We start from the raw sequence: 11,832 nt of genomic DNA on the forward strand, positions 1-11,832 counted from the left end.
TCCTTACTCTTTTAAGAGTTCCCGTAAGCGTACCAGGGGGATGATCCGGACACCTTCGCTCTTCAGCGCTGCTTCCGCTCCCTGTTCGCGGTCCACAACCGTTACGACCCGGTCGGCCCGGGCACCCGCTGCCCGGAGTGCGTTGATACCATACAGGGCCGAACCACCGGATGTTGTTACGTCTTCGATCAGCAGGACATCCTTGTCCTTTACGTTGCCGATGATCACATCTTTCTTGCCATGGCTCTTTTCCGATGCCCGGATAATGGCGTAGGGCTTCTTTGCTGCGAGCGCGACAGCAACAGCAAGCGGGACTCCTCCGACTGCTACGCCGGCAATCACGTCGAATTCATGCGCGGCAACGACGGCATCAGCAATTACCATAAGAAGATCCGGATGAGTCACCGCGGATTTCACATCGATATAATATGGGCTCTTTGCTCCTGATGCGAGCGTGAAGTCCCCGAATTCGATTGCCCTGTACCTTATGAGCATCTCTGCAAGTGCGTTCCTTACCATGGTACCTCCTTGACTTTGATCACATATCCGATGATATTCACTGCCCGGTGAAGGATAGGCGTAAGGATGAGGATGATGATGAATGCGGGAAGTGTAACCTCCCCGAAGAGCCAGCCGGTGTCGAAGACGAGGAGGAGAAGAAATGCGCCGGCCACCAGATCATACTGGTCGGCAATCGGCCACTTCGCACCCCGCTCCTTCCCGAACCTGCGCTTGAAAAAACTCTTGATGAGATCGCCAAGGAGTGCGCCTGTTGCAAGCAGGATGACTGACAGGAGCGTCAGGCCGGGAATGAACCCCAGCCCGAAGGCACCTGCAGCCTGGATCTGGATAATACCGATCCCGACGCCGGCAAGGATACCGAAGATAAGCCCCCGCCAGGTCTTACCATCGCCAAAGATCCTGCGGCCATCGGCATAATTCCTGCCAAAGTCCACGGGAGTTCCGCCACCGGACAATGCGGCTACCGGGTTCGGGAGGTATGCCGGCAGCATGATCCAGACTGCAGAAAACAATGGTATTATGAAGAAATCAGTACTAATAATGTAGCACTCCAATACCTGTAGTAAAGAACAGATAGAAACATTAAGGTTGCCATAACGGGTATCCTTCTACAGCCTGTAGGAATAATCTGAACCGAGTGGACATACATGCTGATAAAAAAGACACGCAGTCTTTGCCCTACCTGCAACTCCGTTGTGGACGCGGAAATTGTCGAGGAAGACGAGCAGATCTGGCTGAAGCGGACATGTCCGGCACACGGGGATTTCCGGTACCTGTACTGGTCGGACGCCCGCACCTATCACCGGTTCGAGGAGTATGATGCCGTCGGGAACGGAATCGCCAACCCCCAGAACCCCGGTGCTCCCGCCAACAGCTGCCCGACAGCCTGCGGGCTGTGCAACAACCATCATTCCCAGACGCTCCTTGCAAATATCGACCTGACCAACCGTTGCAACCTCGATTGCGACTTCTGCTTTGCCAATGCCCGGGCCTGCGGTTTCGTCTACGAACCCTCCTTTGACCAGGTTGTGGGGATGTTGCAGGTGCTTCGGGATGAGAAACCGATCCCGGCCCCTGCGGTACAGTTCTCCGGTGGCGAACCCACGATGAGGGATGACCTGGTAGACATCATCCGGAAGGCCAAGGCGATGGGGTTCCCCCAGGTACAGATCGCAACAAACGGTGTCAAGCTCGCAAAAGAGCCTAATCTTGCCCAGGAACTAAAAGACGCCGGCCTCAACACGGTCTACCTCCACTTCGACGGTGTGAGCCCGGAGACAAACCCTTTCCTCGCGATCCATAAAAAGGCGCTTGAGAACCTCAAGAAAGTCGGGCTTGGTACGGTACTCGTCCCCACCGTCATCCGGGGCCGGAACGACAAGGAGCTCGGGGGCATCATCCGGTTCGCCATCGAAAATATCGCGGTCGTGCGGGGCGTGAACTTCCAGCCGGTTGCATTTACCGGTGCTGCGAGCGAGGAAGACCTCCAGAAAGCCCGGATCACCATCCCCGATGTTCTCGACCGGATCGAGGAACAGATGGGCGGAATCCTCAAGAAGGACGACTTCTACCCGGTGCCGTGCGTCCTCCCCTTCTCGGATCTCGTGGAAGCCTACACCGGCAGGCCCCAGGTCCGGTTCACCGCCCACCAGCACTGCGGGGCTGCAACCTATGTCTTCGTCCAGCCCGAGGGCGTCGTTCCCGTCAACCGCATGGTCGACGTGGAGAGTTTCTTCGAATCGATCGAGCACATGGCCGAGACGATCCGGAAAGGCGGCACCATCAACAAGTACAAGGCACTCCTTGAAGGGGTCAAGGAGATGCACGGCTCCGTGAAGAAAGGCGAGCAGGGCAATACCGCGGAGTTCTGGAAGATGATAGGGAAGACCCTGATCGGCCAGAACTTCGATGCCTTGCGTGAATTCCACTGGAACGCCCTTTTCATCGGCACCATGCACTTCATGGACAAGTACAACTACGATATCGAGCGGGTTCAGCGGTGCTGCATCCATTACGCGACCCCTGACGGGAAACTGATCCCGTTCTGCACTTACAACAGCGGGCCGGTGTACCGGGAGCAGGTGTGGAAGAAGTTTGCGAAGAAGAAGGAAGAGTAGAGGAGGGGCCGGTCCCCCTCACCAATTTTTTGAAGTAGTATTTTGTGAATATTGTTGCGATGCCCTACGCGCAAAACGCCTCGTCGGGTTTTGCGCCACTCATTACCTGTACCCGGAAATGAAAGTAATTGATCCGCCGCGGGGGTGCCCCGTCTGGGGCGGCGGCGTCCATCGTATATCTCATAAAATGTTCGGATAGCACTGCCCCGGTGTGCTGCAATATCATGAAGGAATAATGATAAGCATATCAGAATCTATGGTGAGATATGGATTTCTTTGACTCGGCATACAGGGGCACACCTCCCTGGGACATCGGCCGGCCCCAGAAGGAATTCGTTGAGCTGGTCCGGAGGGGAGAGATAACAGGATCTGTCCTCGACATAGGGTGCGGGACAGGCGAGCATGCCCTTTTCTTTGCAGGGGAAGGGTATGAAGTGTGGGGGATCGATTCCGCCCCCATGGCGATCCAGAAGGCGGGGGAAAAGGCTGCCGGAAGAGGACTCCAGGTGCATTTTCTTGTCCTGAACGCGCTGGAACTCTCCAGGCTCAACAGGAAGTTCGATACTGCCACCGATTCAGGGCTCTTCCATACCTTGTCCAATGAAGACCGTCCGGTCTTCGTGGATAACCTTGCAACCATCCTGCCTCCCGCCGGGAAATACTTCATGCTCTGCTTCAGCGAACTGGAGCCCGGCGGATACGGTCCGAGGAGGATAACAAAGAGAGAGATAGAGGATTCCTTCCGGGACGGGTGGTCCATCAATTACATCAGGCCGGCGGTCTTCGAAAGCCGCACCCGGGCCGAAGGACCCCGTGCCTGGCTCTCGTCTATATCAAAAAAATAATGAATATCTGACAGGACCGCTGTCAGGGATGGGTTCGCAGGGTAGCTGGCGGTCACCGATGTTAAGGTTCCCCAATACCGTCATTGATCCGCCGCGGGGCGCCCTTCGGAGCAGCGGCCATTCATCGCAATTTTCATTGGAGAGTGTTCCTTTCACCAAGCAGGGGTACCCACCCACTGAGTGAGGGGTGGGTAGGGGGCCCCCCCTCCTCCGGACCTGGGGGGAGGGGGTGGGTACCCCTCCGGGTACAAGAGGGGTACCCACCCCTCCCTTGCTTCCATCAAACCGGCCTCTGCTTCTCATGGAGCCACGTTGGAAGGCCCGGATTTACGGTCCATGTCAGACAGGGGGGTAGCTCCCCCTCCCTCAGCACCTGGGGTGGGTACCCCCCCACCACATTCCGGCAAGGCAGGGGGGATCCCCCCTCCCAAAAATAAATGAGGAGGGGGGTTCACCGCCAACCCTCCCCTCATTTTTGAGAATCGTGCACTATTGCATGCCTCCCGGATCCGTTCATCGCATGAGCCTTCAGACGAAGCACGCAATCCGGAAGCCTACTCAAAATTGATCAGGGGGGTCCGCCCGGGCCAAAGGGGGGGAGGGGTTCCCGGCCAACCCCCCTCCCATACAGGTGGGGGGGGTTGGCACGAATCAAAAATAAATTGAAGGGAGGGTTGCCCGGTAACCCCCCCTGCCCCGGTTCAGACTCTCACTATCTCACGGAAACGGCAGCTCAAACGTCTTCCCGTGCTGCATAGCAATCTTCGCGATCGCAAGATCCTGGATGGCAAGCCCGGTTGAGTCGAAGACCGTGATCGCATCCGGATCCCTTCGCTGCTTCTTCCCGATCACCACCTCGCCAATGGTGCCGGCGATATCCACCTCGCGGAAGAGCCCCGTGCTGATCGGCACGTTGATCTCCCCGGAATGCACGGCCTGGGCCGGGTCGTCCACGAAGACCTGTGCCCGCTGGAGGATAGCAGGATCGAGCTCCTCCTTGCCCGGGGCGTCGGCCCCGATCGCGTTGATATGCGTGCCCTCGTGGATCCATTCGTCCCGGACGATCGGGCTTCTCGACGGGGTTGTCGTAACCAGCACATCGCAGTCGCACACCTGCTCCAGCGGGCCTGCACTACAGGGAAACTCCATGAACCGGTCTGCGAATCTCCTGACATGCGATATATCCCGGCTCCAGACCTTTATGTGCTGTATCTTCAGTTCCCGGGAGATAGCCAGGACCTGCGCCTCCGCCTGCTTCCCGGTCCCGATGACACCAAGGACGATCTCCTTCTTTGGCGACAGGTACTTGCAGGCCACTGCTCCCGCCGCCCCGGTCCGCATATCCGTCAGACGCGTGGCATTAAGGATGGCAACGGGTTTTCCTGTCCCGGTATCGAGGATCACGGTCAGGGCCATCACAGTCGGGAGGCCCTTTGCCGGGTTATCGGGATGTACGTTCACGATTTTCACCCCCGCAATGTCAAGTGACGGGAGGTACGCGGGCATGGTCCGGAAATCACCGGCCGGAAGTGTTACGTATATTTTGGGCGGCATCTGGACGAGCCCTCTCCCGTGATCGGCGAAAGCCGATTCAACGGCTGCATTTACGAGACCTATGTCCAGTCCCATGTCCGTGTCGGTGAAGTACTGCATGACCGGGAATCGTCAGTATTGGGATTTCAATATTGTTGTCGAGGCAGATGCGCACATTGCAGGAATTCCGCGCCGGGCCGGATTAAAAAAAGATTGCTGGATATGAGCAGTTACGCGTATTCCATCTCTTTGAAGGTCTTGTCAGCCAGTTCTTTCATTCTGGCCGAGATCCTGCTGGATGAACTGTAGTCCACTTCCTTCATGGCATTCGCAATCTCGGTGCCGAGTACAAAGATCGCGTATTTGTGCTCCATCTTGCTCTTGTGCTGCTGGGAGGGGGTGATCTTCAGGGAATGATACTGGGAGAACTTCAACTCGGGATTGATCTCTTCAAAATAATCCTTGACCTCCGCGAGCATCTTGTGAAGATTGATAAGTTCGTCTTTGTGCATGTCACCACTCCAGACAGTAACATGGATTCATACAGGATAAATAAATTTGTGTGAGGGGATTATGATCCCATTTTCAGCAGCCGTATCGTCAGGGGCCGCTTGATGATTCCCTTGAAATCCCGGGCCGCAACATAGGACATGCCTTTCTGGACGAGCCGGTCAAGGAGTTTCTGGTCCACGGGGCGGTCCAGGACGAGCCCGGTCGCGGTGGTATCGATCGTCTCGATGGCCTTCTCGACCTCATCCGATCGCAGCTCCTTGACAACGGTCAGGTCCTCGTCCAGGAAACGGGCAAGGTTCTGCCCCTTGACATCCTCGATATGCTCCCGGAGGCTTAAGGGTCCGCCTGTCGTATCCCGCGGGCGTTTTGCCGGAGCGTGGTGCCTGCCTTTCCGTTCAGGTGCTTCTTCTGTTTCAGGTGAAGCACGGTTGAACCGCAGGTCGGCCGGGAGTTCTGCCGAGGTCTCGAAGTACTGGTCCCGCACATATTCCACGGGTACCTTGTTCCGGAGGGTCTTGATCACCTCTTTCCTCGTCATGTCCTCGACGCTCTTTCCCTTGGGGGAGAAGGCAACGAAATCGATGTCTGCTACCTGCAGGAGTTCGCGGAGGATCAGTTCACCGCCCCGGTCCCCGTCGAAGAAAGCGGTGGTGGTCTTCTTCTCGCACAACTCCACCACGCTCTTGGGGATATTTGTCCCTTCCACGGCTACGGCGTTCTTGATGCCGTACCGCAACAGGTTTAGGACGTCGGCCCGTCCCTCGACGATGATGATCGCGTCCGATTCCAGCACGTTCGGCCCTGCCGGTGACCGTTCCTCGCCAATGGACCCGATCTTCTCAATACGGAGGGTCTGGCGGACATCGTCCAGCAGTTCGTCACTGTCGATCGTCCCGTCCTCGAACCGTTCGATCAGGATCTCTTTTGCCCGTTCAACGATCTTCTTCCGCTTGCTGACCCGGATATCCTCGATCGATTCCACGGTCACATGCGCAACGCAGGGACCTACGCGGTCGATCGTCTCGAGCGAGGCGGCAAGGATCGCCGTCTCGGCCCGGTCAAGGGAGGACGAGATCAGGATCTCGCCCCTTGTCTCGCCTTTTTTGCTCGTGATCTGGACGTCTATCCGTCCGACACGTCCCGTTCTCTGGAGGTCCCGCAGGTCAAGATCTTCGCCGAGTAACCCTTCAGTCTGCCCGAATATGGCACCGACTACGTCAGGTTTCTCGACCACCCCCTCTGCGGTGACGCTGATGTGAATAAGGTACTTGGTAGTATCCGGTGAATACAAGTAAACGCACCCCCATGTATCATGCAATGGTTGTAAGGCCTGATCATAGGTATAAAATATATATATTGTCTGGAATTACTTAAAGTACAGGATCATTTCCAAACATCGCATCCCTGTTTTTCCCGTACCGTAAACCGTGCGATATGATGAAGAACAATTCAGAATACGTTAACCTGTAACCAGTTCGTCCCTCTGTTATCAGCGGGTGTCATTCACCAGGGACAGAGAGCCGTCCGAGCAGTTCGCTCCTCGTTATGCCGGTAATGAGAATCCGTTTCTGGGATGCGGTTGACCCCGAAAGAATACTCACGGAAGCGGCAGGTACGTCAAGCCGCTGTGCTACCAGTGCGATCACGGCCCTGTTTGCCTTTCCCTCTACTGCCGGCGCTGCGACCCGGCAGCCGATCATCTTCCGCCACTCGTTGTATCCCGCGGGAAATGCGCTGGTCTTTGCACCCGCAGTTACCTCAATAGCAATAACAACCCCATGCCGGTCCTCGAAAAGAGCGTCCGTGATATCCGGCATCCGTTACCATTCCGTAATTAAGGAAATGTAGCCCGGCATTAACGCACATGGATCACCAGTGGCTGCTGCCGTCCTTCACCTGTGTTTTAACCCATGCCGGGCAAATGCCTGTCGCGCACCCGGGTTGTCCCATGGATCACTTCCAGACACTTGTCAATCGATCACCCGGGGACCTATGGGTACGCAGTTATCGGCACCATCATATTCGGCGTCCGGGATATTGAGGATTTCGGAAGGGTACACCGGATGCTCGGCACGGATCGACGGCCCCGGTTCACTGAGGATAGTACCCCTTCCCTGCGAACCAGAGCGGCTGGCCGCAGGTGAACTCGTCGTTTTCATAGACGACCGTGCCACCCTGGATGACCCGGGATGGGAAAACTGCAGGGAGCCCGGCGAAGGGGGAGAATCCGCACCGGCTGTGCAGCAGGTCAGGGTCCACGGGGACCGCTTTTTTCGGGTACAGGGCAAAATCCGCCCGGTCACCGGGTGAAAATCCGGCCTGTGGGATCCCGAGCAGGACCGCGGGAGTTACTGATGTTTTTGCAATGACGTCCTGCAGGCTGATCCGTTTCTCAAGTACTTCAGCAAGCAGGAGCGGCACCATTGTCTCCACCCCGGGAATCCCGGAGGGTGCCTCCGGGAATGGCGTCTGTTTCTCTGACAGGGTGTGCGGGGCATGATCCGATGCGACTACATCGATCTGGTGCCATGCGGTCCAAAGTCCTTTGCGCTCCCGCTCGTTCCGCAACGGGGGGTTCACCTTCCCAAGGGTATCCTCCGGCCTGAATTTCTCAACGGAGAGGAAAAGGTGATGGGGTGTCACTTCCACCGATCCCGTGGCCTCTGCAATGGAGTCCCGGGAACTCAGGTGGCAGAAGTGGAGCCGGCACCCGGTCTTGTTGCACTGCTGCACCGCCCGCACCGCCCGCAGTTCACCTGCCACGGACCGCACCTGTTCATGGGCAGGCAGGTCCTCATCGGTACCGCTGCCGATCTCCTCGGCATGAATAGTTGCCAGTGCCCCGCAGGCATGGATCTCCCGCAGTGCAGCCGCAAGCTCATCCTTCGTGATCGCATCCCCGTAACTTGAGGGGGCAAAGAACGTCTCGCCAAAGGCCATTGCACCCGAGCTCCACATTGATTTCACCGGAGTATCGAATGTCACGCCGCTGTTGATGGCGAAGCTGCAGAGCGAGTGCGCCCTTGCCTCAAGCACCCGGGCCCTGAGCGCGTCGGGGGTCGTGATCGGCGGAATGGTGTTGGGCTGATCAACGATTATGGTCACTCCCCCGGCAAGGGCGCTTCGGCTCCCGCTTGCCCAGTCCTCCTTTGCTGACTGGGAACCGCCCCGCATATGCACGTGCATGTCCACTGCTGCCGGGAGCGCGAACAGGCCGGTGCAGTCTACTTCATGGTCTGCCGGTGTGGCAGCGCCTGCATGTATTACCTTCCCCTCACTGATGGTGATGTCCGCACAGCGTCCGCCCGGGACGGTCACATTCCGCAGGACAAGACTCGGGGAAGCCTCCATAGTACAACGTTTCCTCCTCGCAACCATAAATGCATGGTGATGGGTGAATCTGCTGCCGACAGCGCAGCTGCGCCCCCGGGGGTGTCGGATCCCTTTTATGCGGATTCCGCCCATCCGTGTGTATATCGACAGGTATTCAATCCGGTTCAGCTGTATTCATGATTATCAAACCGGAACTCCGGCAGAGCCCTGTAACAGGGCGGTCGTGCCGGTGCCGGGGGTTGTGATTGGTCATGGACAGGATCATTAAAATTGCCCTTTCAATATTCATCATAGTTCTCGTAACGTTTATTGCACTGGTCGGGTATTCCGCATATACAGGGAATGCATACCGGACTTCCCTTGCAAGTTCCTATTCCTATACCTGCACCATTGCCACGGATTCGCCGCTCAGCAACGTAACGCTCTTCATCCCGGTTCCCGGGGACATGAATGACAATTCCCCCATCATCGCTCAGTTCAGCGCACAGGAAATCACCGGTGTGCCGGGTGCTTGGACGGCCACCCTGTATGATACCGGTAAGTCGACCCTGGTCAAGATCACGATTCCCTCGCTTATCCCCCCGGCCGGGACCAGCCACGACCACCCGTATGCAGTTACTTTGTCCACAAACATCAGCTCGCAAAAGATGATCGACACCCGGAACCCCGTCGGGAACAGCCCAATGTTCCGCCCGGTAACGGATCTCACCCAGACGGATTGCAGAGATACCACTTCCCCCTCAGGTCATCCGCAATGTTATGCGTACCTGACATCCGTGTATGCGGATTACCGGTCAGATCCGAACGCAGCAGTGAGTATTACTTCGACTCTCCGTGGAACAAATACCTGGGATCTGCTGGGTCCTCAGGAGAATGAATACCACACGGACATCTATCTCCTGATGCTGGGGGAAAACCACGGGTGGGCACCTGCCAAGGGATATCTTGAGAAGGGCATCGGATCTGATGATCCTGCCCTGTAGCCGGATACGCGATCCGGCACATCATCAAAAACCATTCTCCGGAATAACCGGAGAACAGGTATCATTTCCCGTAGCGATTAGTGATCATGACTCCGGACAAATCTTCCCGGCAGCGGGCAAACATACGACAAGGCCTCACCGTGGATATCATCCAGAAGAGTGACCAGCGGAGCGGGAAGCTGACGCGGGGAACCGTACAGGAAATCCTCACCGGTTCTGCATTCCATCCTCACGGGATCAAGGTCCGGTTATCCGATGGTCGTGTCGGCAGGGTGGCGGCTATTCTCTCTCCAGATTCTCCCGCCGGTGATTCCCCGGGGCACGATACAAAAATATAAATGATACGATACCTATCATCTCACCATCTGAGTCATCGCTTCGGGTAACGCAACTGCCACGTGAACGTGGGAGCAGCAAAGCTATCCTGTGCATCCCGTCCCGGTGGCAGGGGATTGTCGTACATGGAATTTACTCCGGAGCAGATGGACGCGCTCAAGGAACTGGCAAATATCGGGGCTGCCCATTCGGCCACAACGCTTTCCCAGATGCTGGATACCCAGGTAGGGATGAACGTTCCGGAGATCAATGTCGTGGATATCTCCCGGGTCGGGGACTTCCTGACCGATGAAATGACAACGATGGTCTTTTTTGAGCTCCAGGGGGATATCCCGCACGGGGGTTTTTTAGTACTCCATTTCCCCCGTGATTCTGCGATCCGGACCGCAACCATCATGCAGGGCTCACGGGATGCGGACCACCCGCTGAGCGAGATGGACCAGAGCACTATCCTCGAAGTCGGGAATATTATGATCTCGTCTTTCCTGAGTGCCACCTCTGACCTTCTCGGTTTCATGATGCTGCCGTCCCCTCCCGTTCTCGTGGTGGACATGGCACATGCCGCTATCACTTCCCTTATTGCCCAGATGACCGTGGAAGTGGATGACGTAATCCTGTTCCGGGTGAAGCTCACGTCGGAAGAGCATAACATAGCTGGAAATATTCTTATCTTCCTTGAGGTTGCAACCCTCCAGAAAGTCGAGGCCCGGCTGGAGGAACTGATTAAGACTCCGCCATCCCTGTCATCTTCGTGAAAAGAACATATCAGCCGCTTTTTTGCCCTGTGGACTTTTCGCAATATCCATAATCCTGTACAGACAAACGGGTAGTCCTGAGATTATGAAAGTACTGATTGCAATCGCCCCGGAGAAATTCCGGGATGAGGAACTTGCCGCGCCTGTTGCTGCACTGCAGAATGCCGGCATCGCGTTTGATATCGCTTCAACCCGGCGGGGACCCTGTACCGGCATGCTGGGAGCAAAGGCAACTGCCACCCTTGCATTCGAGGAGATTGATCCCAAACCGTATGACGGTATTATCATTGTCGGAGGAACAGGATCCCAGGCACATCTCTGGGATGACGAGATCCTTCCGGTCCTCGTAAAATATTTCCGGGATAAGGTAAAAGTGATCGCGGCCATATGCCTTGCCACGGTGATCCTTGCCCGGGCCGGGATCCTGAAAGGAAAGAAGGCGACCCATTATGATAATCCCGCTGTTTTCCGCGAGATGAAAGGCGCGGGTGCGATCGTGGTGAACCAGCCCGTGGTCACAGACACCCGTATTATCACGGCGAATGGCCCGGGTGCGTCAAAGGAGTTTGCAGAGGCCGTTGTGAAGGCCCTGACCGCGGTTGAATGGTGACAACGGCCGGGTTGTAAACCCGCATTTTTTCTTAAAACCGATGGGAGGAATGGGATTCGAACCCATGAACCACTAAGGACCGGATCTTAAGTCCGGCGGAGTTGGCCAGCTTTCCTATCCTCCCTCTAATTCTTATTTTTACGACGATGTTTTAAGTCCGGCGGAGTTGGCCGGCTTGGCGACTCTCGTGCTCTAAACTATTGACCTCCCCATGCAAAAAAGATTCTATCGTTTTTCTTTTCAGATCCCTGCCCGATCCGCAGGGGCCGGTATCACCGGATCCCG

Annotated in this window: 13 protein-coding genes and 1 tRNA gene; 6 read left to right on the top strand and 8 right to left on the bottom strand. The window is 56.5% G+C overall.

What is annotated here, in order from left to right:
• Positions 1 to 3: 3 nt before the first annotated feature.
• Both pyrE and ABSE13_RS03955 read right to left on the bottom strand, forming a co-directional pair.
• On the bottom strand, positions 4 to 519 hold the full coding sequence (gene pyrE / locus ABSE13_RS03950; RefSeq protein ID WP_424027192.1) for an orotate phosphoribosyltransferase: 516 nt from the start codon (positions 517 to 519) through the stop codon (positions 4 to 6).
• On the bottom strand, positions 513 to 1,013 hold the full coding sequence (locus tag ABSE13_RS03955) for a CDP-2,3-bis-(O-geranylgeranyl)-sn-glycerol synthase (protein ID WP_424027193.1): 501 nt from the start codon (positions 1,011 to 1,013) through the stop codon (positions 513 to 515). Before ABSE13_RS03955 ends, pyrE begins: the two co-directional genes overlap by 7 nt.
• 156 nt (positions 1,014 to 1,169) lie before the next feature.
• Here ABSE13_RS03955 and tes point away from each other — a divergent pair, with 156 nt between their 5' ends.
• On the top strand, positions 1,170 to 2,639 hold the full coding sequence (gene tes, locus ABSE13_RS03960) for a tetraether lipid synthase Tes (RefSeq protein ID WP_424027194.1): 1,470 nt from the start codon (positions 1,170 to 1,172) through the stop codon (positions 2,637 to 2,639).
• Between the two features lie 266 nt (positions 2,640 to 2,905).
• On the top strand, positions 2,906 to 3,484 hold the full coding sequence (locus ABSE13_RS03965) for a class I SAM-dependent methyltransferase (protein WP_424027195.1): 579 nt from the start codon (positions 2,906 to 2,908) through the stop codon (positions 3,482 to 3,484).
• 717 nt (positions 3,485 to 4,201) lie between these two features.
• Here ABSE13_RS03965 and ABSE13_RS03970 read toward each other — a convergent pair.
• From ABSE13_RS03970 to pyrC, 5 genes are all read right to left on the bottom strand, one after another.
• Positions 4,202 to 5,137 carry an ornithine cyclodeaminase family protein gene (locus ABSE13_RS03970; protein ID WP_424027196.1) on the bottom strand — a complete coding sequence of 312 codons (936 nt, stop codon included), beginning with the start codon at positions 5,135 to 5,137 and terminating at the stop codon, positions 4,202 to 4,204.
• Positions 5,138 to 5,247: 110 nt separating this feature from the next.
• A complete protein-coding gene (locus tag ABSE13_RS03975) occupies positions 5,248 to 5,529 on the bottom strand; it encodes a UPF0058 family protein (protein ID WP_424027197.1) in 282 nt (93 codons plus the stop codon).
• A gap of 59 nt (positions 5,530 to 5,588) precedes the next feature.
• Positions 5,589 to 6,821, bottom strand: coding sequence for a DNA primase DnaG (gene dnaG / locus ABSE13_RS03980; protein ID WP_424027198.1), 1,233 nt, complete (start codon positions 6,819 to 6,821; stop codon positions 5,589 to 5,591).
• Positions 6,822 to 7,029: 208 nt separating this feature from the next.
• Positions 7,030 to 7,347, bottom strand: coding sequence for a DUF167 domain-containing protein (locus ABSE13_RS03985; RefSeq protein ID WP_424027199.1), 318 nt, complete (start codon positions 7,345 to 7,347; stop codon positions 7,030 to 7,032).
• Positions 7,348 to 7,621: 274 nt separating this feature from the next.
• Positions 7,622 to 8,881, bottom strand: a complete 1,260-nt coding sequence (pyrC, locus tag ABSE13_RS03990; protein WP_424027200.1) for a dihydroorotase — start codon at positions 8,879 to 8,881, stop codon at positions 7,622 to 7,624.
• Between the two features lie 233 nt (positions 8,882 to 9,114).
• On the opposite strand from pyrC, the gene ABSE13_RS03995 reads away from it, so the two are divergent.
• From ABSE13_RS03995 to ABSE13_RS04010, 4 genes are all read left to right on the top strand, one after another.
• Positions 9,115 to 9,846, top strand: a complete 732-nt coding sequence (locus ABSE13_RS03995) for a hypothetical protein (RefSeq protein WP_424027202.1) — start codon at positions 9,115 to 9,117, stop codon at positions 9,844 to 9,846.
• Positions 9,847 to 9,932: 86 nt separating this feature from the next.
• Positions 9,933 to 10,184 (top strand): YwbE family protein, encoded by a 252-nt coding sequence (locus ABSE13_RS04000; RefSeq protein ID WP_424027203.1) that lies wholly within the window; start codon positions 9,933 to 9,935, stop codon positions 10,182 to 10,184.
• A gap of 123 nt (positions 10,185 to 10,307) precedes the next feature.
• Positions 10,308 to 10,937 (top strand): chemotaxis protein CheC, encoded by a 630-nt coding sequence (locus tag ABSE13_RS04005; RefSeq protein ID WP_424027204.1) that lies wholly within the window; start codon positions 10,308 to 10,310, stop codon positions 10,935 to 10,937.
• A gap of 85 nt (positions 10,938 to 11,022) precedes the next feature.
• Positions 11,023 to 11,547: a DJ-1/PfpI family protein gene (locus tag ABSE13_RS04010; protein WP_424027205.1), complete on the top strand. Its 525-nt coding sequence runs from the start codon at positions 11,023 to 11,025 to the stop codon at positions 11,545 to 11,547.
• 41 nt (positions 11,548 to 11,588) lie between these two features.
• Here ABSE13_RS04010 and ABSE13_RS04015 read toward each other — a convergent pair.
• Positions 11,589 to 11,671, bottom strand: a tRNA-Leu gene (locus tag ABSE13_RS04015).
• Positions 11,672 to 11,832: the final 161 nt, after the last annotated feature.

Origin of the sequence: Methanoregula sp., from assembly GCF_049518935.1 — an archaeon.
Classification (GTDB): Archaea; Halobacteriota; Methanomicrobia; order Methanomicrobiales; family Methanospirillaceae; genus Methanoregula.